The sequence below is a fragment of the Streptomyces sp. HUAS 15-9 genome (assembly GCF_025642155.1).
Taxonomy (GTDB): domain Bacteria; phylum Actinomycetota; class Actinomycetes; order Streptomycetales; family Streptomycetaceae; genus Streptomyces.
Map to the genome: position 1 here is coordinate 8,384,476 of NZ_CP106798.1, position 24,330 is coordinate 8,408,805.

The following is a 24,330-nucleotide window of genomic DNA, read 5'->3' on the forward strand; positions in this document are numbered from 1 at the left end:
GACGAAGTCGACGAAAGGGATCCGCCAATGCCGAAGCCGCCGGAAGTTCTGCAGAACCACACGCGGGACGGTCTCGAACCGCTGCCCGAACTGAGCCGGATGAGCGCCGAGACACCGATGCTGAAGAACACCGGACCGGGCATCCACGACTGGATCGTCACCGGCCGGGAACAGGTGCGGGCCATCCTCGGTGACGCGCAGCGGTTCACCACCCGGCCGCCCGCGGACAGTGAGGAGGAGTCCCGGCAGATCACCCAGATCGGCAATCCGCTGCAGTACGACCCGCCGGAGCACACCCGGTTGCGGCAGATGCTGACGCCGGAGTTCACGGTGCGGCGGATGCGGCGGATGGAGCCGCTGATCGAGAAGATCGTCGAGGACCGGCTGGATGTGCTGGAGCGGGCGGGACAACCGGCCGACCTGATGCGGCACTTCGCCTGGCCCATTCCCGGCCTGGTCGGCTGCACACTGCTCGGCGTGCCCCGTGACGACCAGCCCGAACTGGCGCGCAACCTCGACCTCAGCCGACGCGCCAACCGCAACTGGCAACTGCGGCAGGCCGCGGTGAACGCGTTCGACGGCTATCTGGCCAGGTTCGTCAAGCAGAAGCGCCGCGACCCGGGCGACGACATGCTCGGCATGCTGATCCAGGACCACGGCGCCGACGTCACCGACAAGGAGCTCGTCGGCATCTGCGCGTCCGTCATCGCCGCCGGCATGGAGAACGTCGCCGGCATGCTCGGCCTCGGCACCCTGGCACTCCTCGACCACCCCGGCCAACTCGAACTGCTTCGGGAGAAGCCTGAGTTGATGGATCAGGCGGTCGAGGAAGTGCTGCGGTACGTCGCCGTCGTACCGATCGCCTCGCCGCGTACCGCGCTGGAGGACGTGACCATCGGCGGCCAGGAGATCAAAGAGGGCGAGATCGTCTCCTGCTCCCTGCTCGCCGTCAACCGCGCGCAGCTCGACGACACCGACAGGGACGAGTTCAGGGTCGATCGCGAGAACGTCTCGCACATGGCCTTCGGGCACGGCATCCACTTCTGCGTCGGCGCGGCACTGGCCCGGATGGAACTGCGGACCGCCTATACGGGACTCCTGCGCCGCTTTCCGGGTCTGCGCCTGGCCGTGCTCCGTCAGGAACTGCGCTTCCGGCCGCCGCTGTTGGCCACGTACGGCGTCGAGAAGCTGCCCGTCGCCTGGTAGCGGAACGGCACGTCCGGCGGCTCCACGAGGTGTATGAAGGAAGGGATCCACCCATGCCGAAACCGACAGACATTCCCCTGCACCAGGGCCGTGACGGGATGGACCCGCTGCCGGGGCTGCGCCGGATGGCCGAGCGGACGCCGGTCCTCGAAGACTCCGGCTCCGGGTTCCACGACTGGGTCGTCTCCGGCCGGGAGGAGGTGCGCGCGGTCCTCGGTGACGCGGAGCGGTTCAGCAACCGGCCGCCGGAGGCGAGCGCCTCGCTGGCCCGGCGCACCCAGTCCGGCAACCTGTTGCAGTACGACCCGCCGGAGCACACGCGGTTGCGGCAGATGCTGACGCCGGAGTTCACGGTGCGGCGGATGCGGCGGATGGAGCCGCTGATCGAGAGGATCGTCGAGGACCGGCTGGACGTGCTGGAGCGGGCCGGACAACCGGCCGACCTGATGAGGCACTTCGCCCGGCCCGTGCCCGGCCTGGTCGGCTGCGCGCTCTTCGGAGTGCCCCGTGACGACCAGGCCGAGCTGGCCCGCAACCTCGACCTCAGCCGCAGCGCCAACCGCACCCGGCAGCAGGCGGCGGCCAAGGCGTTCGAAAGCTACATGGGCCGGCTCGTGGCGCAGAAGCGACGCGACCCGGGAGCGGCCGACGACCAGCTCAGCATGCTGCTCCGCGAGCACGGCGACGAACTCACCGACGAGGAGCTGATCGGCATCTGTGCCTCGGAGATGGCCGCCGGCTGGGAGAACAGCGCCGGCATGCTGGGCCTGGGCACCCTCGCCCTCCTCGCCCACCCCGAGCAGTTCGAACTGCTGCGGGTGAAGCCCGAGTTGATGGACCAGGCGGTCGAGGAACTGCTGCGCTACGTGTCCGTCATCCCCGTGGCCTCCCCGCGCACCGCACTGGAGGACGTGAGGATCGGGGACCAGGTGATCAAGGCGGGCGACAGCGTGATCTGCTCCCTGTTCGCGGCCAACCGGGCGCAGCCGGGAGAGGAGGACCAGGACGGACTCGACATCACCCGTGAGCACCCCAACCATCTCGCGTTCGGCCACGGCATCCACTTCTGCGTGGGGGCCGCGCTGGCGCGGCTGAATCTGCGTATCGCCTTCGCCGCGCTGGTGCGGCGCTTCCCCGGGCTGCGGCTGGCCGTGCCCCGGGAGGAGCTGCGCTTCAAACCGCTGGCGCCCCAGTACGGCGTCGAGACACTCCCCGTCGTCTGGTGAGGATGCCTGCCATGCCGAAGCCACCCGAGGTGCCCGTCCACCGGATCCGGGACGGAGTGGACCCCGTGCCCGAGCTGTGTCGGATGGCGGCCCGGACGCCTCTCGTCCGCGACGACGGGCCCGGGGCCAACGACTGGGTCGTCTCCGGCCGGGAGGAGGCGCGCGCGGTCCTCGGTGACGCACAGCGGTTCACCACCAGACCGCCGGCGGAGACCGCCGAGGCCTCCCGTCGGCTGGTCGAGCCGGGCAACCTGTTGCAGTACGACCCGCCGGAGCACACGCGGTTGCGGCAGATGCTGACGCCGGAGTTCACGGTGCGGCGGATGCGGCGGATGGAGCCGCTGATCGAGAGGATCGTCGAGGACCGGCTGGACGTCCTGGAGCGGGCCGGAAAGCCCGCCGACCTCATGCGGCACTTCGCCCGTCCCGTGCCCGGCCTGGTCGGCTGCGCGCTGGTCGGCGTGCCCCGGGACGACCAGGCCGAGCTGGCCCGCACCCTCGACATCCGCTCCTCCGGCCGGGGCAAGAAGAACATCCAGGCCATGAAGGCGTTCAACGCCTACATGGTCAGGATGGTGGCGCAGCGCCGCCGCGCGCCGGGCGACGACCTGCTGAGCATGCTGATCCTCGGGCACGGCGAGGACCTGGACGACAGGGAACTGGGCGGCGTCTGCGCCTCGCTCGTCGCGGGCGGCTTCGAGAACGCCGCCGAGATGCTGGCGCTGGGCACCCTCGTACTGCTGGAGCACCCCGATCAGCTCCAACTGCTCAGGAAACAGCCGGAGTTGACGGACGGTGCGGTGGAGGAGCTGCTGCGTCATGTCTCGGTCGTCTCCACCGCCTCACCCCGCACCGCGCTCGCGGATGTGCCCATGGGTGACCAGGTCATCAAGGCCGGTGACCTCGTGGACGTCTCGCTCTTCGCGGCCAATCGCATCCAGCCGCCGGGCGCGCCGCCCGACCGGTTCGACATCACCCGCGAACAGACCAACCATCTCGCGTTCGGCCACGGCATCCACTTCTGCGTGGGCGCGGCCCTCGCCAGAATGGAGCTGCGCATCGCCTATGCGGCACTGCTGCGCCGCTTCCCGGATCTCCGGTTGGCCGTCCCGCCGGGCGAACTGCGCTTCCGCCCGCTGGCACCCCAGTACGGCCTCGAAGTCCTGCCCGTCACCTGGTGAGAGGAGAAGAGAGGATGGAGGTACGGGTCGACCGCGACACCTGCCTGGGCACCGGCCAGTGCATGATGGCGGTGCCGGAGGTCTTCGACCAGTCCGACGACGACGGCAAGGTGCTCCTGCACACCGCGTCACCCGGCCCCGGACAGGTCACGGCGGTACGGATGGCGGCCGCCAGATGCCCGGCCGGCGCGATCACGCTACGGCACGACGACGAGCACACGAAGCAGCCCAGCGCCTCCGAGGCGAGCTGACCGGCCCGCGCGCCCCCGCCCGATGGATCATCCGAGGGCGGGGGCGCCGCCATGTGCGCCCACGGGATTTCGCCCTCATCGGGTGCCCGGGACTTTGTGCCCGGCGTGTGACCGCCCGCACCGTAGAACTTGGCCCATGTTCACGACACGCAAGCGAGTCATCTCGCAGACCTTAGTGGCCATGTCCGCAGTCATCCTCGGGTTTGGGTTGAGCGGCTGCTCCGGTGAGTCGGAGGCCCAGACCAATGACAATCCCAGTTCCTCGTCGTCCACTTCCGGTGCCGACCAGGCCGTGGCCTTCGCGCAGTGCATGCGTGAGAACGGCGTGCCCAAGTACCCGGACCCGGAGCCGGACAGCAACGGCCGTGTCCGCATCGGTCCCGGCAGCGGCGTGGACCCGAACTCACCGGAGTTCCAGAAGGCGATGTCGGCCTGCCGCGACAAGATGCCGCAGGGCCAGGGCGGACCCAACGGCGGCACCGTCGACTCGGCGAAGGCCGCGGAGTGGGCCAAGTGCATGCGCAAGAACGGTCTGCCCAAGATGCCCGACCCCGAGATCAACGGCAACGAACTGGTCGTGAACGTCGGCGACTCCGGCATCACGCCTGGCGACCCCGCGTTCCAGAAGGCGCAGCAGGCGTGCCAGGACAAGTTCCCCGGCGGCATGCTCAGGCTCGCGGGTCCTGGCGGTCCCCAGTGACGTCCGAAGGCACGCATGAGCTGAACCGGGCAGGCGGTGAGCGCGGCGCCCTCGAACTCCACGAGAACGCCGAGGCGGCGCGCGAGACCTCGAAGGCGCTGGCCGCGCAGGGCGACGACGGCACCCTCGCCGTCGCGGACGGCGGCGAGGGCGGTGAGGGCGGCGACGAGACGCCCGCGCCGGGCGCCCGCCGGCCGCGTCGGCCCGCCCGTCTCGCGATGATCGTGGTGATCGCCATCGCGGTCGCCGCGGCGGCCGGTGCCGCCGCCTCGGGCGCCTTCGGCGGTGACGGCGGCGGGTCCGCCGCCGCGGCCCCATCGGGCCCGCCGGCCACGGCGAAGGTGAAGCGCACCACGCTCACCAGCACGGAGACCGTCGACGGCAACCTCGGCTACGGCGACGTCACCACGGTCAAGGCCCCGGGCTCCTCCGGCGGGAGCAGTGGTGCCAGCGGTGGCGGGCAGTCCTCGCAGGGCGACGGCTCGGCAGGCAGCGGCACCTCCGGCGGCGACTCCTCCTCCGGGACCATCACCTGGACGCCCGGCGAGGGCGACGTCATCAAGCGCGGCAAACCCGTGTACAAGGTCGACGAGGAGTCGGTGCCGCTGCTCTACGGATCCGTGCCCTTCTACCGCGCCCTGAAGGACGGTGTGGAGGGCAACGACGTCAAGGTCCTGGAGCAGAACCTCGCCAAGCTCGGCTACACCGGATTCACCGTCGACGACGAGTACACCTCCGGCACCGCCGACGCCGTCAAGGAGTGGCAGAAGGACCTGGGCCGGGACGAGACCGGCGTCGTACAGCCCGGTGATGCCGTCGTGGCATCCGGCGCACGGCGGGTCTCCGCCGTGGACGCCTCACCCGGCGACCAGTCGAGCGGCACCGTGCTGTCCTGGACGGGAACCGAACGCGTCATCACCGTGGACCTGGACGTCCAGTACGAGGGCCTGGTCCACAAGGGCGTCAAAGCCACCGTGGCCCTCCCCGACGACACCACGGTCGATGCCGAGGTGACGGACGTCGGCAGCCCGACCGCGCCCGCCAACAAGGACTCCTCCGGCAGCGGCAGCGACTCGAACGACAGCAAGACGCCCACTCTGCCCGTGGAACTGAAGGTCAAGAACCAGCACGACCTCGGCAGTTACCAGGCGGCCGGCGTCGACGTCACCCTGAAGTCGCAGACCCGCAAGAACGTGCTCGCCGTGCCCATCAACGCGCTCGTCGTCCAGCCCGGCGGGCAGTACTCCGTGGAGGCCGTCACGGACAAGGGCGTCGAGTACGTCCCGGTCAAGACCGGCATGTTCGCCGACGGCCTGGTCGAGGTGTCCGGCAGTGGCATCCACGAAGGGATGGAAGTGGGGGTCCCCAAGTGACCCGACCCATCGTCGATCTGACCGGGGTCTCCAAGACGTACGGCGACGTGGTCGCGCTGCACGCCGTCGACCTGGTCATCCAGCGCGGCGAACTGCTCGCCATCGTCGGCCCGTCGGGCTCGGGCAAGTCCACGATGCTCAACATCATGGGCACGCTCGACCGCCCGACGGCCGGCACGGTGCGCATCGACGGCCACGACATCGACGACCTCAGCGACCGCGAACTGTCCGCGCTGCGCGCGGGCACCATCGGCTTCGTCTTCCAGCAGTTCCACCTCGCGCCCGGAGTCCCCGCACTCGACAGCGTCGCGGACGGACTGCTCTACAGCGGCATGCCGCGCTCCGAGCGCCGGCGGCTGGCGGCCCGCGCACTGCGGCGGGTGGGCCTCGGCCACCGGCTCTACCACCAGCCGCACCAGCTGTCCGGCGGCGAGAAGCAGCGGGTGGCCATCACCCGGGCCGTGGTCGGTGACCCGCCGCTGCTGCTCGCCGACGAACCGACCGGCGCGCTGGACTCCCGCTCCGGAGCGACCGTGATGGCGCTGCTGCACGAGCTGCACACGTCCGGGACGACGGTCCTGGTCATCACCCACGACCGCGACATCGCCGCGTCCCTGCCCCGAGAGGTACGGGTCAAGGACGGGCGGATCGAGCACGATTCCGGACGTCGGCCGATACCGCTCGCCCGCGTCACCGAGGAGGTTGCGGGATGAGCGCGCTGGACATCACGAGCAAGCCCGAGGGGTCCGACGGCCCCACGGCACCCGCGCCCCGCCGGCCCAAGCCCGCCCGGATGGGGTTCGCGGACGTGGTGCGGGTCGGCGGCTCCGGACTGCGTTCGCGACCCATGCGGGTGTTCCTGTCGGCGCTGGGCATCGCGATCGGCATCGCCGCCATGGTGGGCGTGGTCGGCATCTCCAGCTCGTCCACCGAGAACCTCAACCGCCGCCTCGCCGCACTCGGCACCAACCTGCTGACGGTCACCCCCGGCCAGACCCTGGCCGGCGACTCCGCGCACCTGCCGGAGGAGTCCATCGGGATGATCGCCAACAACCCGTCCGTCGAGTCCGTCTCGGCCGTCGGCAAGACGACGGCCAAGATCTACCGCAACGACCACATGCCGAAGGAGGAGACCGGCGGCCTCAGTGTCAACGCCGCACGCCTGGACCTGCTGAAGTCCATCGGCGGCGAGGTCGTCGACGGTCAGTGGCTCAACAAGGCGAGCAGCCGCTACCCCGCGGTGGTCCTCGGATCCCACACCGCCGAGCAGTTGGGGGTCTACCGGGCGGGATCCGACGTACGGGTCTGGCTCGGCGGCCGCTGGTACACCGTCGTCGGTCTGCTCGCCCCCAACGAACTGCTGCCCGCGATGGACTCCGTGGCCCTGGTGGGCTGGCCCGTCGCCGAGAAGCAGCTGGACTTCGACGGCTACCCGACGACGATCTACACGCGGGCCGACGAGTCCGCCGTCACCGAGGTCCAGGGCGTACTCGGCGCCACGGCCAACCCGGAGAGCCCCGGCGAGGTCGATGTCTCCCGGCCCTCCGACGCGCTGGCCGCCAAGGAGGCCACCGACGACGCCCTGAGCGGCCTGCTGCTGGGACTAGGCGGCGTGGCGCTGCTGGTCGGCGGGGTGGGCGTGGCCAACACCATGGTCATCTCCGTCCTCGAACGGCGCGCCGAGATCGGGCTGCGCCGCTCCCTCGGCGCGACCCGCGGCCAGATCCGCACCCAGTTCCTGTCCGAGGCGCTGCTGTTGTCCGGCCTCGGCGGCGTCGGCGGGGTGCTGCTGGGCATCGCGGTCACCGGCGGCTACGCCGCCTACCAGAACTGGCCCTCCATCGTGCCGGTCTGGGCGATGGCGGGGGGCGTCGGGGCCACCCTGGTCATCGGCGGTCTGGCCGGCTTCTATCCGGCCGTACGAGCGGCCCGACTGCCTCCGACCGAGGCGCTGGCCGCCCACTAGGCCGCGGTGCTCGTGCCGGAATGTCCCCCCGTTCGCAGGAGCACCGCTTGCACGGCCACCGCTCCACGACGCCCGGCCGTGCCGTCCAACCGTCCGCCTTTCACGGTTGGACACCCGGCCCACGGCTCTCACGGAATTTACGATTCCGCTGAATTGGGTCCCCCACAAGAATAAGCAGGAACAGTCCCCCGTCGCATGGGTGCTGTTGCGTTCCGGTGAGTTGGACGCCGTTGTAGACGCGCGTCGCTCATGAAAATCTAATCACCGGAAAGCGAACGCAATTGGCCGCTGCTTGTGGGGGAAATTCATGGCGGTACGGGGGGCCGGCGGGACGACGTCGGCACGGCATGGCACGGCCCGCGTGCCGGACGACGTCCTGGCCGCAGAGGAGCGCGCCTGGGCGTCGAACCGCGAGGCGCTGTCCCGGGCGGGGCTGCGCCAGGGGACTTCGGGAGCGGCCGGCCTGCCCGATACGGCGACCAAGATCCTCGACCGTACGTGGGTCGCGCCGCTGGCCGTCGGGCCCTTCGCCGCGCCGACCCGTCTTCAGGACGAGATCGCCGTGGTCGAGGCGGCCGGCGCCGCTGGTCTCCCGGCCGTCGTCAGTGCGTACGGCGCACGCGAACTCCCTGACGTGACGGCGGCCGTCGGCCCGGCCCCCTGGCTGCGACTCCCCGGCGTGGATGACCGGGAGGCGGCCCTGGGCCTCGCCCGCCGCGCGCCGGCAGCCGGGTTCGGCGCACTGCTGGCGACGCCCGACCACCTCGGGCTCCCTGCCCTCGTGGCAGTACGCGAGGCCGCTGGACTTCCGCTCCTCGCCGCGGGCATCGGCACGGCCGTGGACGTCGTACGAGCGCTCGACGCGGGTGCCGAGGGCGTCCTGGCCGCCTCCTTGCACACGCTGCCGGAGATCGCGGCGACCGTCGCGGGACGTTGCCCCGTCCTGCTCGACGGCGGCATCCGGCGCGGCGCCGATGTGCTGGTGGCCCTCGCCCACGGAGCCGACGCGGTGCTGCTCGGCCACCTGGCCGTTGCCGAACTGCTCGCCGACGGGCCCGAGGGCCTGCCGCGGGCCCTGGACCGCCTCGTCGCGGAACTGACCGAGGCCATGGCGTTCACCGGAACCGGCACGGTCGCCGACGTACGGCCCGAGGTGGTGGCCGGACTGGGCACCGTGGTCGCGGCCCACTTCGCGCATCCGGCCCCTGCCGCGGCGGGGCCGCAGCCTCCGCCCGTCCTGCGCAAGACAGACCTGCACGCCAGCGTCTCGGACCCGGTCCTGGACACCATGAACTTCCTCAACGAGGTGACGTTCCGCTACCCCGACGCGATCTCCTTCGCACCCGGCCGCCCCTACGACGGGTTCTTCGCCACCGAACAGATCTTCACCCACGTCCGTGGCTATCTGGACCACTTGGCCGAACAGGGCGCCTCGGAGCAGGACATCCGCACCGCGATGTACCAGTACGGCCCGACCGCCGGTCGGATCCGTGAGATCCTCGCCGACTCCCTGCGCGTCGACGAGGGCATCGACGTCCCCGCCGAGTCCCTCGTGGTGACCGTCGGCGCCCAGGAGGCCATGCTGCTCGTGCTGCGCGCCCTGATGGCGCGGCCCGAGGACGTGCTGCTGCACGCCAGCCCGTGCTACGTGGGCATCACCGGCGCGGCCCGGCTGCTCGACGTCCCCGTGCGTGGCGTCGAGGAGCGCGCGGACGGGGTCCACTGTGCCGACGTCGAGGCCGCGATCCACGATGAGCGCGCCCGAGGGCGCCGGCCCCGTGCGTTCTACGTGGTCCCCGACCACTCCAATCCGTCCGGGACCACGCTGAGCCTCGAAAGCCGTACCGAACTGCTGGAACTGGCCGACCGGCACGGCATCCTGATCCTGGAGGACAGCCCGTACCGGCTGGTCAGCCCCGGGCCGCCGCTGCCGACGCTGAAGTCGCTCGACCGAGCGTGCCGTGTCGTGCACCTCGGCTCGTTCTCCAAGACCGTCTTCCCCGGCGCCCGGGTCGGGTTCGTCGTCGCGGATCAGCGGGTCGTGGACGACTCCGGCCGCACCGGACTGCTCGCCGACGAACTCGCCAAGATCAAGAGCATGGTGACGGTCAACACCTCGTCCCTCGGCCAGGCCGTTGTCGCGGGCACCCTGCTGGCTGCCCGGGGCCGGGTGTCGGAGCTCAACTCCGGCCCCGCCGCGTACTACGGCGGCTCCATGCGCGCCACGCTCGAACAGCTCGATCGGCGCCTGCCCGCCGCCCGCAGGGAGACCCTCGGCGTGCGGTGGAACAGGCCCACCGGCGGATTCTTTCTGCGGGTCGAGGTGCCCTTCGAGGCGGACGACGCGGCTCTGACCCGGTCCGCGGAGGGATTCGGTGTCATCTGGACGCCGATGCGCAACTTTCATCCGCACGGCGGCGGCCATCGCGCCCTCCGCCTGTCCACCAGCTATCTGACGCCCGAGGAAATAGAAGAGGGCATCGGGCGGCTCGTCCGCTTCATCGAAGCGGAAGCAGAGGCGTCCTGACACGTATTCGCACACCTATCCGCAGGTGTATCCATACCAATTCGCGATCGATTCAGAAAGGCATGCACGTGATCAGCGTTCGTGTCACTCGGCGGCGACGGCTGTTCAGCAAGCCGCGAATGTGGGGTTGGACTTTCCGATGACCGTCAATGTCGCAATTCCTGAAGCGCCGGAAGCGGATCTGCTCGGGTCCCCGGTCCCGGTCGGCGTGCGCCTCGACCCGGCCGCGGCCCGTCCGCGGATGATCGGCGTCGGTACGGCCGCGCCCGCCACCTCGTACACGCAGCAGGAGGTGCTCGACGCCTTCGCCATCACCGATCTCAGGATCCGCTCGGTCTTCATGAACAGCGCGATCGAGCGTCGGCACCTGGTGCTGCCCCCCGCGGACGAGACGGGGGTGCGGGTCTCGGAGCCGCAGGGCGATCTCCTCGACAAGCACAAGCGGTCGGCGGTCGAGATGGGGGCGGAGGCCCTGCGGGCCTGTCTGAAGCGGGCCGGCGCCGAGCTGTCCGACCTGCGCCATCTGTGCTGCGTCACCTCCACCGGCTTCCTCACCCCCGGGCTGAGCGCCTTGCTCATCAAGGAACTCGGCATCGACCGCCACTGCGGCCGCTCCGACATCGTCGGCATGGGCTGCAACGCGGGCCTGAACGCCCTGAACGTGGTGGCGGGCTGGTCCGCCGCGCACCCGGGCGAGCTCGCCGTCGTACTGTGCGCCGAGGCGTGCTCCTCGGCGTACGCCATGGACGGGACGATGCGCACCGCCGTCGTCAACAGCCTCTTCGGCGACGGCGCCGCCGCCGTCGCGCTGATCAGCCAAGGCGCCCACGGGCCGGGCGGGGCGGCCGGCGGCGAGGGCCCCGGCATCCTGAAGTTCGCCAGCTGCATCATCCCCGAAGCGGTCGACGCCATGCGCTACGAATGGGACCGCGACCAGGGCAGGTTCAGCTTCTATCTCGACCCCCTCATCCCGTATGTGGTCGGAGCCCATGCCGAGATCGTCGTCGACCGCCTGCTGGAGGACACCGGGCTGCGGCGCAGCGACATCCGGCACTGGCTGGTGCACTCCGGCGGCAAGAAGGTCATCGACGCCGTCACCGTGAACCTCGGGCTGACCCGGCACGACGTGCGCCACACCAGCGGTGTGCTGCGCGACCACGGCAACGTCTCCAGCGGCTCGTTCCTGTTCTCCTACGAGCGGCTCCTCGACGAAGGCGTCACCAGGCCCGGCGAGTACGGCGTCCTCATGACGATGGGGCCCGGCTCCACGATCGAGACGGCGCTGGTCCGATGGTGAGCGCGGAGGGCGTGATGAGCGAACCGCTCACGCTGGTGATCGACGGGACCAGGCCGCCCACGGCCACGACGGTCGCGGCACTGGCCTCGCTCTGCGACGAGGCCGAGGACCGCGGCGGCGGCATCGTCTGCGTGCAGGTGGCCGGCGCCCCCGGCGACGACTGGGCCGACGGTCTGGACGTGATGCTGGTGAGCAAGTGGGAGCGTGCCCTGCGCAGACTGGAGCGGCTGCCCGTGGCGACGGTCGCGGTGGCCCGCGGTGACTGCGGCGGTACGGCGCTGGACGCCTTCCTCGCCGTGGACATCCGGGTGGCCACGCCCGGTATGCGGCTGCGCATACCGCACGACGGCGAGGCCACCTGGCCCGGTATGGCCGGCTACCGCCTCGTCCGGTTCGCCGGCACCGCCCGGATCCGCAAGGCCGTGCTCTTCGGGCTGTCGCTCGAAGCGCCCGAACTGGTGTCGCTGGGCATCGTCGACGAGTTGGTCGTCGACCCGGCGAGCGCGGTGGCCGCCACGGCCGGGCTGGTCAGCGGCCTGTCCGGCAAGGAGATCGCGATCCGGCGGCAGCTGCTCTTCGACGCCGCGACCACGAGCTTCGAGGACGCGCTGGGCACCCATCTGGCGGCCTGCGACCGCCAACTGCGCACGATCGCCGCCAAGGAGGCCTCATGACCGTCGTACGGGTCGCCGAGCAGACCGGGTTCCGTGTGCCGCAGGGCATCGGCGAAGCCGCCGCACGCGTGGCGGAGCTGGTCGCCGCCCTGCCGGAGCCCGCCGAGCGAACTCCGGCCCAGCGGGCCGAGATCGCCGCGGCGCACGACGTGGCCCGCACCGAGAGGGCCCGGTTCCTGGACCGGCATGCCGAGGCCGTCTACGACGAACTCACCGACAGCCGCTCGGTCTTCCTGCGGCTGCCGGAGCTGGTCGAGGCCGCGGCGGACGCCTGCCCCGGCCTGGTGCCGACGGCAGCGCAGCTGGCGTCCGAGCGTGCCAACCGCCAGGCCGGCAAGGAAGGCTACGAGATCGACCAGGGGATCTTCCTCAGGGCGGTCCTGCGGTCGCCGGTGGCCGGTGCGCACCTGCTCGACGCCATGCTGCGGCCGACGCCGCGGGCGCTGGAGCTGCTGCCGGAGTTCCGTACCACCGGCCGGCTCGAACTGCGCTCGGTGCGGCTCGAGCGGCGCGACGGCGTGGCGCATCTGACCATGTGCCGGCAGGACTGCCTCAACGCCGAGGACGAGGCCCAGGTCGAGGACATGGAGACGGCCGTCGACATCGCGTTGCTCGACCCGGACGTGTCCGTGGGCGTGCTGCGCGGCGGGAAGATGACCCACCCCCGCTACCGTGGGCGGCGGGTGTTCAGCGCGGGCATCAACCTCAAGAGCCTGCACGCCGGAGACATCTCGCTGGTCGGGTTTCTGCTCCGCCGCGAGATCGGCTACATCCACAAGCTCGTGCGCGGTGTGCTGGTCGACGAGGCGGCTTCCTGGCGGTCGCCCACGATCGAGAAGCCGTGGGTCGGCGCTGTCGACACCTTCGCGATCGGCGGCGGGGCCCAACTGCTCCTTGTCCTGGACCATGTGGCGGCCGCGTCGGACGCGTACTTCAGCCTGCCGGCCGCCCGGGAGGGCATCGTGCCGGGCGCGGGCAACTTCCGCCTCGGCCGGGCGCTGGGGCCGCGAGGCTCCCGCCAGATCATCCTCCAGGGCCGCCGTGTCTTCGCGACCGAGCCGGACGCGCGGTTCCTGTTCGACGAGGCCGTGGAGCCGGAGGAACTCGACGCCGCCGCGGCCCGGGCCGCGGACCGGCTCAGCGCGCCGGCCGTGGTGCCCAACCGCAGGATGCTGCGCGTCGCCGAGGACCCGCCGGAGGACTTCCGGCGCTACATGGCCGAGTTCGCGCTGCAACAGGCACTGCGTCTGTACGGCGAGGACGTCATCAACAAGGTCGGCAGGTTCGCGGGGCGCGCCGGGTGACCGAACCCGGCGGATGAAAGGGGGTACAGGACATGCCGGTTGCCCGCATCAACGGGATCAACCTCGCTTACGACGACCACGGCACGGGGGATCCCGTCGTGATGGTCACCGGCACCGGAGCGCCGGGCCGGATGTGGCGCACCCACCAGGTGCCCGCCCTCAGAGCGGCGGGCCACCGGGTGATCACACTCGACAACCGGGGCATCCCGCCGAGCGATCCGTGCCCGGACGGATTCACGCTCGACGCCATGGCGGCGGACGTCGCCTCGCTCATCGACCACCTCGGCATCGGCGCGTGCCGGATCGTGGGCTTCTCGCTGGGGGCCGTCGTCGTCCAGGAACTGCTCGTGGCTCGGCCGGAGTTGGTGCGGCAGGCCGTGCTGATGGCCACCACGGCCAGAGCCGACGCCCTCACCGACGCCATGACAGCCGCTGAGCTGGAACTCTGCGACAGCGACATCAAGGTCCCGCCGCGTTACGCGGCCTACGTACAGGCGCTGCAGAACCTCTCGCCCGCCACGCTCAACGACGAGGCCCGGCTGCGAGACTGGCTCGACGTCTTCGAGATGTCGATGGTCGACCTCGCGAGCGTGCGCGGACAGCTGGCGCTCCAGATGATCCCGGACCGGCGGCCCGCGTACCGGGCCATCGCATGTCCGTGCCTGGTGATCGGATTCGGCGACGACCTGGTCATGCGGCCCCGTCTGGCCAGGGAAGTGGCCGACGCCATCCCACGGTGCCGCTACACCGAGATCGCGGGGTGCGGCCACTACGGATATCTGGAGAAGCCGGAAGCGGTGAATTCCGCGATCGTCGACTTCTTCGCCGCATAACACACACGTGTTTCCCAAGGCATTTGCGCACGTTCCGTGCGACAACCATCTGACGGGAGTGATCATGACCAACCCCTTCGACGACGAGAACGGCTCCTTCCTGGTGCTCGTGAACGACGAGAACCAGCACTCGCTCTGGCCGGTGTTCGCCGAGGTACCGGCGGGCTGGCGGACCGTCTTCGGCGAGAGCAGCCGCAAGGAGTGCCTCGACTACATCGAGGAGAACTGGACGGACATGCGTCCGCAGAGCCTCATCGACGAGATGAGCAAGTACGAGACCGCCAACTGAACCGGCCCGTTCCCGACAGCAATCCCGAGACAAGACAGAGGTGGTATCTGTGGCCATGATGGGTGGCCCGGGACCGGTGTTGATCCACGGGGAAGGGCCGGAGACGCCCTCGGGCAAGATGCGGGTCAAGCCCGGCACGGCGAAACGGATCGTCCCCTACGCACGGCCATACCGCGGCATCATCAGCGCTCTCCTGGCCATTACCACGCTGAACGCCGGCATCACCGTGGCGATGCCGCTGATGTTCAAGTACCTCATCGACGACGGAATCGCCGACCACGACAAGTCCGTCGTCGTGTGGATCGCCGTCGCGGTGGGCGTACTGGCCGTCGCGGCGGCCTTCCTCGCTTACGCCGAATCCTGGTTCTCGGCACGGGTGAGCGAGGGCCTCGTCTACGACCTGCGGACCCGCGTCTTCGACCATGTGCAGCGGCAGCCGATCGCGTTCTTCACCCGGGCACAGACCGGCGCCCTGGTGAGCCGGCTCAACACCGACGTGGTCGGAGCGCAGCAGGCGTTGACGAACCTGTTCGCCACGGTGGTCTCCGCAAGCCTCACCCTGGTCTTCGTCCTCGTCACGATGTTCTATCTGTCGTGGGAGATCACCGTCATCTCGCTGTTGCTGCTGCCGTTCTTCGTGCTGCCGGGCAGGATCGTCGGCCGCCGACTGCAACGGCTGCTGCGCCAGCACATGCAGATCAACGCCGAGATGGGCTCGATGATGAACGAGCGCTTCAACGTCACCGGGGCGCTCCTGGCGAAGCTCTACGGCCGTCCCCACAGCGAGACACGGCTCTTCGCCGGTCTTGCGGGCCGGAGCCGGGACGTCGGAGTGCGCAACTCCGTGTCCATGAAGATGCTGTTCATCACGAACATGCTGGTGATGTCGCTGGCCACGGCCGTGGTCTACGGTTTCGGCGGGTCCATGGCCATCGACGGCGCGTTCCAGATCGGCACGCTGGTGGCGATGGCCACGCTGCTCACCCGGCTGGGCGCGCCGATCGGCCAACTGTCCAATGCCCAGGCGGATGTGATGACCGCGCTGGTCAGCTTCGACCGGCTCTTCGAGGTGCTCGACCTCAAGCCGCTGATCGCGGAGAAGCCGGACGCGGTGGCACTGCCGTCCAGAGCCGCACCGGAGGAGAAGGCGCCGGAGATCGAGTTCGGCAATGTGTCGTTCCGTTACCCGAAGGCGTCGGAGGTCTCGCTGGCTTCCCTGGAGTCCATCGCGATGCCGACGCGGGAACGCGACAGTGACGCATGGGTGCTGCGCGACCTGAACTTCACCGCGCCCGCGGGCAAGCTGACCGCGCTGGTCGGCCCGTCGGGCGCGGGCAAGACGACCATCACCCACCTGGTGCCACGGCTCTACGACCCGATGGAGGGCACCGTCCGCATCGGCGGGCGCGACATCCGCGACCTGACGCTGGAGTCGCTGCACGACACGGTCGGCATGGTCACCCAGGACGCCCACCTCTTCCACACCACACTGCGGGAGAACCTCCTCTACGCCCGCCCGGAGGCGACCGAACAGGACATGATCGAGGCGTGCAGGGCGGCGCAGATCTGGGAGCTGATCGAGTCGCTGCCCGACGGGTTCGACACCGTGGTCGGCGACCGCGGCTACCGGCTGTCGGGCGGGGAGAAACAGCGCATCGCCATGGCCCGGCTGCTGCTGAAGGCACCGCCGATCGTGGTGCTCGACGAGGCCACCGCACATCTCGACTCCGAGTCGGAGGCGGCGCTGCAGCGGGCGCTGAAGACCGCGCTGGCGGGCCGGACCTCGCTGGTGATCGCACACCGGCTCTCCACCATCCGGGACGCCGACCAGATCCTCGTCATCGACGACGGGCAGGTCCAGGAGCGCGGCACGCACGACGAGTTGATCGCGCGCAACGGCCTCTACGCCGAGCTGTACCGCACACAGTTCTCGCGGCACGACGACGCGCCGCTGCCGGAGCCGGCGCCCGAGCGTACTCCCGAACCCGCGGGCGCCCCCGGTCCGGGCTACCACCACTTCGGTCCCGGGGCCGGTGCGCCGGACCTCAGCCGGGCCGTCCCCGGCGGGCCTCCTCCGATCTTCCATCACCACGGCCCGCCCCCGGGCGGCGGCCCGGACGGTGCCGACGGCGCAGGGCCTGGGCGGTCCCGGGCCGGTCCACCACCACAACGGACCCTCCGGGCCTCGCAAGAGGTGACGGCACGGGCCGACGAGAACGGCACGCCACCGTAAGGAAAAACCGACGTGCCCGAGGCGGGGGAGCCCCGCCGCGGGCACGTCGGCCTGTCCCAGGAACGCGCTCACCCGGCCGGTTCCGCCGTGCTGCCGGCGGCCCTGAGCCGGGCGAGCTGCGCGGTGAAGGCCGCCCGGTCGTTGCTGCGCGGGAAGGGCTCGTCGGGGGCGGGCACCCCGAGGAACGCACACAGCGGCTCCCAGCCCTGGCCGACCTCGAAGACCAGCAGCCGTGCGGGGTCCAACTCCCGCTTGACCGCGGCAATATGCCCCTCGTAGACGTCCAGGGCGTGCTGCCGGTCGGTGAACCGACCGCCGAAGACGCCGTCCCAGACGACGTCGAGCGACATCTGCCGCACCCGGGCGAACAGCGGATCGGCGTCATCGGGCAGCGGCGCCACGGCGGCGGCGTGGATGCTGCTCTCGGCGCTGGCGTACCAGGCGTCCGGGTCGCGTTCGGTGAGGATCACCTTCGCCTCGGGGAAGGCGGCGGTGATCTGCCGCCAGAAGGCGGCGCCCGGCCAGTCGACGCCCGACCGGTAACCCTGGTACACCCGCGTCCAGTCGACCGGCTCCCCGCGTGCGGCGGCCTGCCACAGCGCAACGGTGTCCGGGTCCTCGAACAGGCCCAGCATGTGATGGCACGGGCCGAACCCGAGCCGCTCCAGAGCCTTCTTGAGCGACAGGGTTCCGGTGCGCCCGAAGCCCACGCCGAAGATCTCCAGCATTGTCTCTCCTCATGTCGTACGGGTCTTACGGGTGTTCACGCGCCGCGCAGCAGCACCGCCCAGATCGTGGCGCCGGGCCCGAAGGCCAGGACGACGCCGTGCTCTCCGGGGGCCAGCGGCCGGGCCGCCTGCAGTTGCTGCAGCACGCCGAGGACGGCCGGGGCCGCGGTGTTGCCGTAGGCACGCATCGCGGCGCGGGCCACCGCCATGGAGTCCTCGGGCAGTCCGATCGCCTCCTCGACGCGGTCCAGGATGCGCCGGCCGCCGGGATGCACGGCCCACCAGACCACGTCGCCCCAGGCGAGACGATTCCTGGCCAGCAATGCCTTGGCCGGGACGCCGACGGCCGCGGCCACGACGTCCGGCATGGTGGGGGCGAGCCGGATCCGCAGCCCGAGGTCGCCGACGTGCACCTGGAGGTCCTCGGCATGTGCCGGGACGGTCAGTTGCTCGGCGTCGACCACCTGCGCCCCGGAGGTACCCCGCTTGTCCTTGTCGGGCAGCAGCACGACCGCCGCGGCCCCGTCGCCGAAGAGTGTCCACACCACCGCCGCCTCCTTGTCGTAGGGCGGCGGCTGCATGTGCGGCGAGAACAGGTCCACGGCCAGCAGTACGGCGGGCCTGCGCCGGGCCGCGACCCAGTGCGCGCAGGCGGTCAGGGCCGGCAGGGCCGCGTAGCAGCCCATCGGACCGAGGGAGAGGATCTCGACGTTCTCGCGCATGCCGAGTGCCGGGGCGAGGGCGTCCAGGCCGGGGGCCGAGTGGGTCGTGGTGGTGACGGTGGCCAGCAGCCCGACGTCCCGTGCGCGCAGTCCGGCCCGGCCGAGCGCCTCCAGCACCGCCGCCCCGCCCAGCCGGGAGGCCTCGGCGAGGCCGCGGTCCATCCGCTGCCGGGTCGACCACCACCGTGGGTCCTCGACCAGCACGTTGACCGCCATGCCCTTGGTGGAGATGGCCGAATTGCCGACGACCTTGGCGATGGCGAAGCCGCCGACGTCGGAGGCGACATGACCCGCCAGCTCCGCCATCTTCACCAGCGGCGGCGTCCGGAAGGAGAGCGCCGCGATCCGTGCGTGCGTCATCGCGACCCCCGCTCAGCGGACGCCGGACGCGGCGGCGCCGACGGGTGTGACGGGCGAGCTGTCGATCACCTTGCCCCGCTCGTCGAGCGCCTGGACCTGGAGCCGTGCGGCGTCACGAGCGCCGGCGGGCAGCTTGATCGGCGTGTCGAAGCCGTCCCAGGCCGCGGTCGCGACCGGCTTCAGGCCGCCCTGCGGTCCACCGGCGAGCAGCTGCCAACGGGCCACGTCCGAGGCGCCGTTCCAGTTGGCCCTGACCACACCGGAGGCGGCGTTCTCGACGATGAGCTCGGGATTGGTCAGCGGCCGGCCCTTCCAGCCGAGCCGGTAGGCGCGGTAACTGCTGCCGTTGTAGGGGAACGTGGCGTCGAACAGCAGCCTGCCGTCGCGCGAGAACTCCGACATACGGCCGGGCCCCGCCACGCCCCAGCTCACAAAGGTGTCTCCATTGTTCAGCGCCTGACTGTTGCCCTCCACGGGGCTCGACATCAGTTTCGGGTGGACCTGCTGGCGTATCAGCTTCGACGTGCCGTGAGCGGGGTCGATACTGATCCACGCCACCCGCGACTCGTAGCCCTCCAGACCGCGCCGCGTGCCATTGTCGAAGACGCGGTAGGTGTGGTGGCCGACGGCCCGGACATCGTGCTGCCAGCTGAAACGTACGCCCGCGCCGAGCCGGAAGTCGCTGTGCCGCCCGCCCAGCCGCCAGATGATCCTGCCGGTGCGACGGTCCACCTTGTAGATCGTGCTGGCCCCGTTGCCGGAGACGAGCAGGTTCCCGTCGGAGTCGACGTCGACGGAGTTCACATGCAGGTAGTCGTAGGGGACGGTGCTGCCGGGGGCGGGCCGGAAGTCGGAGTCGGTGAGCGGGACATGCTCCAGGCTGCTCCAGTTCATCACCTTCTTGCCGGTGGCGATGTCTATCTCCTGCACGACGCTGTCGACGACCGAGCCGTCCTTGGGCCCGCCGTACTGGCTCAGGTCGTACGGCTTCTGCTGGTAGCTGACGATGAGCGCGGTGCCCTGCGGAGTCAGCAGGAACTCGTGAAGGTCCATCACCTCGCCGGGATCCGGTGTCTGCACCGTGGCGATGATCTCGTAGTTCTGGTTGGCGATGTATCCGATGCCGGAGCCGACACCGGTGTTCGTGGACTCGCCCTCCCACCACGTCAGCACCTTCTGCCCGTGGTACTCCTGCACACGGAAGTCGCTGGCGAAGTTGCCGTCCGGTACCTTGCGGAACCAGATGGGGCGGCCGCGGTCATCCATGATCTGCGGCCCGCGCGCAAACTCGGTCTGCCCCTGGGCCGTGACGAAGAGGTCTCCCTGGGCCCGTCCCGGGCGACGGACCAGTACGTCGACGGGCGGCGGCTCGTCCACCGCCGATGAGGCGACGTCTCCCGGACGCAGCGCGGAGCCGATGCGCGCGGCGCCCGAGCCATGGGTGGAGACGGCCGACGTGGCAGCTGTGGCGGCCGCTGCCCGCACGGCCGGGGTTCTGCCTGTGCTGTTGGACACGACCACCATCAGGGCGGTCGCCGCTAACGCGGTACAGGTCCGGAGCCGATGAGCCATCCGCTTGATCTCCTGTGTGAGAGGGGGGCGGGCGGGTGTGCGCTGATCTACCGGCGTTGCACGCGGACGCTCTGCCGCTCCTGCGCGGCCCGGCAGGAGCGCCGCGACGGTCCCGAACGTTCTATCCGCTCCTCGGTCACCGGACAGTCATGAGCCCTGTGACCGCTGGGTGACCATCGCGGACTGCCAACCCGTGTGAGCGCGGTCCCGCTCTGCTCCTGGGACATTGCGGCCCTGGGAATCGGACCTACGAATCCGGCCGGGTCAACCGGCGCAGCGCCGATTCCAGGATTTCCGCCGTGCTCCTCGATGCGTCCACCGTGAGTCCGGGCTCGTCGGCCTGCAGCGGTTCCAGCGTCTCAAACTGGGAGTTGAGCAGTTTCGGGGGCATGAAGTGCCCCTTCCGGCGGGCGATCCGCTCTGCCGCCACGTCAGGGTCCAGGGCCAGATGGAGAAACTGGACGTTCGCCCCGGTGCGGCGAAACTGATCCCGGTACGCGCGTCTGAGGGCCGAACATGACACGACTCCGCCCCGCTCTCCGGCAGCCGTCCGGATCCAGGCGGTGAGGGCTTCCAGCCAGGGTCGGCGGTCCGCCTCGTCGAGGGGGTGCCCGGAGGCCATCTTGGCGCGGTTCGCGGCCGGATGGAGATCGTCACCTTCCAGGAACGGCACGCCGAGACGTTGCGCGAGCAGCGTTCCGACCATGGACTTCCCGGATGCCGACACACCCATCACGACCACCACCGGCGAATGCCCGACGGGCCTGGTCAACGGGCCTCCCTGCCGACCCCTAGCCGCCCGGGGGACGGCCGGTCCGGATGTACGGGTCGTGCTGGACGTCGATGGCCGCGCCGATGAACGGCCGTTCGCGGCGGATGCCTCGTGTGAACGCCAGCGCCCAGGTGAGGATCGCACCGACGCGGTTGCGGTAGCCGGTCAGAAACGCGATGTGGATGAAGAGCCAGGTCAGCCAGCCTGGCATGCCACCGAACTGCAGGCGGCCGACGCTGACCACCGCCTGCCCTCGGGAGATGTACGCCGCCGAGCCCAGGTCGAGGTACCGGAAGGGACCGGGGTCACCCTGCCCGGTGGTCAGCCGTCTGATCCGGTGTGCGGCGTACAGTCCGCCTTGCATGGCGACCTCCGCCACACCGGGTAGCTCCTCCAGGCTCATCAGGTCGCCGACGACCGAGATCTCGGGGTGTCCCCGCACGGTCAGGTCGGGTTCGACGCAGATGCGGCCGGCCCGGTCGCAGGAGGCTCCGGTGGCCTTGGCCAGCGCGCCGGCGAGGGCGGGCGCCTGCACCCCTGCCGTCCACAACACGGTTCCCGCGTCATAGCGCGTTTCGTTGCCCTTCCGGTCCCGGGCGATCAGCCCGTCGCCGTCGACGTGGGTAACCAGGGCACCCATGTGCAGTTCGACTCCGAGAGCCCGCAGAGCGCGGCCCGCCCTGGCGGCGAGTTTCGGTCCGAAGGCCGCCAGCGGCTTCACGGCGCCGTCGAAGAGCAGGACACGCGCGTCCTCGGGCTCGATGGCGCGGAACTCGGACCTGAGCGTGTGCGTGGCCAGTTCGCGCAACTGCCCGGCGAGCTCCACGCCCGTCGGACCCGCCCCGACCAGGGCGAAGGTGAGCAGACGCCTGCGCTCGACGGGATCCCTGGCCGTCTCGGCCCGTTCGAAGGCACCGAATACACGCCGCCGGATTTCCAGTGCGTCGGCCAGGGTCTTCATGCCCGGCGCGAAGCGCGCGAACTCCTCGTGACCGAAGTACGACTGATGGACACCGGCCGCGACAATGACGTGGTCGTAGGCAAGCTCGATCTCCTCCCCGCCCGGCCGTCGCGCCAGCACCTTGTGGCCCGCGATGTCGAAATCGAACACCTCGGCCAGGACCACCTCGGTATTGCGGTGGCGTTTGAACAGGTCACGCAGCGGCACGGAGATCTGTCCCTCGGACAGAATTCCGGTGGCGCACTGATAGAGCAGCGGCTGGAACAGGTGATGGCCGGCGCGGTCGACGACAGTCACGTCGACCTCTGCGCGGCGCAGCTCGCGGGCCGCGAACAGCCCGGCGAAGCCGCCGCCGATGATCACGACCTTCGGCCTGGTAGCGGTACGGTCCATGTCGTCGGGCCCGTCCTCGTTCAGCGGTAGCTGTGCAGGTCAAGGGTATGAGCACGGCAGCATCCGGGCGAGTCGGACGCCGTGAATCACTTGAATGGGCCAACTCGCCGGAAATATCGCCTGGAGATACCTTTGTGTGGGAGCCCAGGACCCGAGGGCGGTGGCCGAGATGACCGCAGCGCAGCACTACGACGTCATTGTCATCGGTACAGGTGCGGGCGGTGGCACGATCGCCCACCGGCTGGCGGACACGGGAAAACGGATCCTCCTTCTCGAACGCGGCGACTATCTGCCGCGCGAACGCGACAACTGGGATTCCACCGCGGTCTTCGTCAAAGGGAAATACCGTGCCCCGGAATTCTGGTTCGACAAGAGCGGGAACCAATTCCCGCCCGAGGTGAATTACTACGTGGGCGGCAATACCAAGTTCTACGGCGCCGCGCTCTTCCGGCTGCGCCCCGAGGACTTCGGCGAACTCCGTCACCATGACGGCACCTCGCCCGCCTGGCCGCTGCGCTACGAGGACCTCGAGCCCTACTACACCCGGGCCGAACACCTCTACCTCGTGCACGGCCGGCACGGCGAGGACCCCACCTGCGGTCCCACCAGCGCCCAGTACGCCTACCCGCCGGTCCAGCACGAGCCCCGCATCCAGCAGCTCAGCCATGACCTGGAGAAGCAGGGGCTGCACCCCTTCCACCTCCCGATCGGGGTGAACCTCATCCAGGACGACCAGGGCCGGGCCGTGCACACCAGCGCCTGCATCCGGTGCGACCGCGTCGACGGCTTCCCCTGCCTGGTCGGCGCGAAGTCCGATGCCCAGGTCATCTGTGTCGATCCCGCCCTCGAACACGCCAACGTCGAGATGATCACTCATGCGGACGTACGGCGCCTGGAGACCGATGCGACCGGCCGGAGTGTCACCTCGGTCGTCGCCACCGTGGGCGACGGCGACCCTACGACTGTGGAGTTCAGCGCCGACATCGTGGTCGTCGCCTGCGGTGCCGTCAACTCCGCGGTCCTGCTGCTGCGTTCGGCCAACGACCGGCACCCGGGGGGCCTGGCCAACAGTTCGGACGTGGTGGGCCGGAACTACATGCGGCACAACAACCTGGCACTGATGGCCGTGTCCAGGGAACCGAACGACACCAAGTTCCAGAAGACCCTGGCGCTGCACGACTGGTACCTGGGATCCGACGACTGGGAATACCCCCTCGGCGGCATCCAGATGCTCGGCAAGTCCGACGCCGAGCAGATCCACGGCGAAGCACCCCGCTGGGCCGGGGCCGTGACCCCTGACATGCCGTTCGAGGTACTGGCCCACCACGCCGTCGACTTCTGGCTGTGCGGGGAGGACCTGCCGACCCCCGACAACCGCGTCACCCTGGACCGGGACGGCGGCATCCACCTGGCCCTCGACGAGAAGAACAACATCGCCGGGCTGCAACGTCTGCGGCACAAACTGCAGGACATGCTCAGCCACTTGGGCATGCACGAACACCATCTCCTGTCGCGCAGCATCTACCTGCACAAGGGAATGCCCATCGGCGCCACCGCGCATCAGGCGGGCACGGTCCGCTTCGGCAGCGACCCGGCGAGCTCGGCCCTGGACGTCAACTGCAAGGCCCACGACCTCGACAACCTCTACGTCGTCGACACGAGCTTCTTCCCGAGCATCGGAGCGGTCAATCCCTCCCTGACCGCGATGGCCAACGCCCTGCGCGTCGGCGACCACATCGCGGAGCGACTTCAGTGACCTCGG

21 protein-coding genes are annotated in these 24,330 nt (G+C 70.3%); 16 read left to right on the plus strand and 5 right to left on the minus strand.

Annotation, left to right across the window (positions count from 1 at the left end):
* The first annotated feature begins 27 nt into the window (after positions 1 to 27).
* From N8I87_RS37970 to N8I87_RS38040, 15 genes are all read left to right on the plus strand, one after another.
* Complete coding sequence (locus N8I87_RS37970; protein ID WP_263215397.1) at positions 28 to 1,206, plus strand: cytochrome P450; 1,179 nt, start codon at positions 28 to 30, stop codon at positions 1,204 to 1,206.
* A 53-nt stretch (positions 1,207 to 1,259) separates the two neighbouring features.
* Positions 1,260 to 2,432, plus strand: coding sequence for a cytochrome P450 (locus N8I87_RS37975; RefSeq protein ID WP_263215398.1), 1,173 nt, complete (start codon positions 1,260 to 1,262; stop codon positions 2,430 to 2,432).
* An 11-nt stretch (positions 2,433 to 2,443) separates the two neighbouring features.
* Positions 2,444 to 3,613, plus strand: a complete 1,170-nt coding sequence (locus N8I87_RS37980) for a cytochrome P450 (protein WP_263215399.1) — start codon at positions 2,444 to 2,446, stop codon at positions 3,611 to 3,613.
* 14 nt (positions 3,614 to 3,627) lie between these two features.
* Positions 3,628 to 3,864 (plus strand): ferredoxin, encoded by a 237-nt coding sequence (locus tag N8I87_RS37985; RefSeq protein ID WP_263215400.1) that lies wholly within the window; start codon positions 3,628 to 3,630, stop codon positions 3,862 to 3,864.
* Positions 3,865 to 4,045: 181 nt separating this feature from the next.
* A complete protein-coding gene (locus N8I87_RS37990) occupies positions 4,046 to 4,564 on the plus strand; it encodes a hypothetical protein (RefSeq protein WP_263215401.1) in 519 nt (172 codons plus the stop codon).
* Entirely contained in the window at positions 4,561 to 5,937 is a 1,377-nt protein-coding gene (locus N8I87_RS37995) for a peptidoglycan-binding protein (RefSeq protein WP_263215402.1), read from the plus strand. Before N8I87_RS37990 ends, N8I87_RS37995 begins: the two co-directional genes overlap by 4 nt.
* On the plus strand, positions 5,934 to 6,650 hold the full coding sequence (locus N8I87_RS38000) for an ABC transporter ATP-binding protein (RefSeq protein ID WP_263215404.1): 717 nt from the start codon (positions 5,934 to 5,936) through the stop codon (positions 6,648 to 6,650). The genes N8I87_RS37995 and N8I87_RS38000 overlap by 4 nt, the downstream gene beginning before the upstream one ends.
* Complete coding sequence (locus N8I87_RS38005) at positions 6,647 to 7,903, plus strand: ABC transporter permease (RefSeq protein ID WP_263215405.1); 1,257 nt, start codon at positions 6,647 to 6,649, stop codon at positions 7,901 to 7,903. The genes N8I87_RS38000 and N8I87_RS38005 overlap by 4 nt, the downstream gene beginning before the upstream one ends.
* A gap of 307 nt (positions 7,904 to 8,210) precedes the next feature.
* Positions 8,211 to 10,430 carry an aminotransferase class I/II-fold pyridoxal phosphate-dependent enzyme gene (locus tag N8I87_RS38010; protein ID WP_263215406.1) on the plus strand — a complete coding sequence of 740 codons (2,220 nt, stop codon included), beginning with the start codon at positions 8,211 to 8,213 and terminating at the stop codon, positions 10,428 to 10,430.
* Between the two features lie 241 nt (positions 10,431 to 10,671).
* Positions 10,672 to 11,727 (plus strand): 3,5-dihydroxyphenylacetyl-CoA synthase DpgA, encoded by a 1,056-nt coding sequence (dpgA, locus tag N8I87_RS38015; RefSeq protein ID WP_263216866.1) that lies wholly within the window; start codon positions 10,672 to 10,674, stop codon positions 11,725 to 11,727.
* 14 nt (positions 11,728 to 11,741) lie between these two features.
* Entirely contained in the window at positions 11,742 to 12,401 is a 660-nt protein-coding gene (dpgB, locus tag N8I87_RS38020) for an enoyl-CoA-hydratase DpgB (RefSeq protein ID WP_263215407.1), read from the plus strand.
* Complete coding sequence (gene dpgC, locus N8I87_RS38025) at positions 12,398 to 13,705, plus strand: (3,5-dihydroxyphenyl)acetyl-CoA 1,2-dioxygenase DpgC (protein ID WP_263215408.1); 1,308 nt, start codon at positions 12,398 to 12,400, stop codon at positions 13,703 to 13,705. The genes dpgB and dpgC overlap by 4 nt, the downstream gene beginning before the upstream one ends.
* Positions 13,706 to 13,737: 32 nt before the next feature.
* The gene (locus tag N8I87_RS38030) at positions 13,738 to 14,538 is read left to right on the plus strand and encodes an alpha/beta fold hydrolase (RefSeq protein WP_263215417.1); all 801 of its coding nucleotides are present in this window, start codon (positions 13,738 to 13,740) and stop codon (positions 14,536 to 14,538) included.
* Positions 14,539 to 14,602: 64 nt separating this feature from the next.
* Entirely contained in the window at positions 14,603 to 14,827 is a 225-nt protein-coding gene (locus N8I87_RS38035) for an MbtH family protein (protein ID WP_317633528.1), read from the plus strand.
* A 55-nt stretch (positions 14,828 to 14,882) separates the two neighbouring features.
* Positions 14,883 to 17,060 (plus strand): ABC transporter ATP-binding protein, encoded by a 2,178-nt coding sequence (locus N8I87_RS38040; RefSeq protein ID WP_263216868.1) that lies wholly within the window; start codon positions 14,883 to 14,885, stop codon positions 17,058 to 17,060.
* Positions 17,061 to 17,128: 68 nt separating this feature from the next.
* Here N8I87_RS38040 and N8I87_RS38045 read toward each other — a convergent pair whose 3' ends face one another.
* The 5 genes from N8I87_RS38045 to N8I87_RS38065 form a co-directional block, all read right to left on the minus strand.
* A complete protein-coding gene (locus tag N8I87_RS38045) occupies positions 17,129 to 17,788 on the minus strand; it encodes a sulfotransferase family protein (RefSeq protein ID WP_263215419.1) in 660 nt (219 codons plus the stop codon).
* Between the two features lie 35 nt (positions 17,789 to 17,823).
* The gene (locus tag N8I87_RS38050) at positions 17,824 to 18,870 is read right to left on the minus strand and encodes a 3-oxoacyl-[acyl-carrier-protein] synthase III C-terminal domain-containing protein (RefSeq protein ID WP_263215420.1); all 1,047 of its coding nucleotides are present in this window, start codon (positions 18,868 to 18,870) and stop codon (positions 17,824 to 17,826) included.
* A 12-nt stretch (positions 18,871 to 18,882) separates the two neighbouring features.
* Positions 18,883 to 20,394 carry an arylsulfotransferase family protein gene (locus N8I87_RS38055; RefSeq protein WP_411577408.1) on the minus strand — a complete coding sequence of 504 codons (1,512 nt, stop codon included), beginning with the start codon at positions 20,392 to 20,394 and terminating at the stop codon, positions 18,883 to 18,885.
* A gap of 295 nt (positions 20,395 to 20,689) precedes the next feature.
* Positions 20,690 to 21,187 (minus strand): gluconokinase, encoded by a 498-nt coding sequence (locus tag N8I87_RS38060; RefSeq protein WP_317633529.1) that lies wholly within the window; start codon positions 21,185 to 21,187, stop codon positions 20,690 to 20,692.
* Between the two features lie 46 nt (positions 21,188 to 21,233).
* Positions 21,234 to 22,568 (minus strand): NAD(P)/FAD-dependent oxidoreductase, encoded by a 1,335-nt coding sequence (locus tag N8I87_RS38065; protein WP_263215422.1) that lies wholly within the window; start codon positions 22,566 to 22,568, stop codon positions 21,234 to 21,236.
* Positions 22,569 to 22,737: 169 nt separating this feature from the next.
* On the opposite strand from N8I87_RS38065, the gene N8I87_RS38070 reads away from it, so the two are divergent.
* Entirely contained in the window at positions 22,738 to 24,324 is a 1,587-nt protein-coding gene (locus N8I87_RS38070) for a GMC oxidoreductase (protein WP_263215423.1), read from the plus strand.
* Positions 24,325 to 24,330 lie beyond the last annotated feature (6 nt).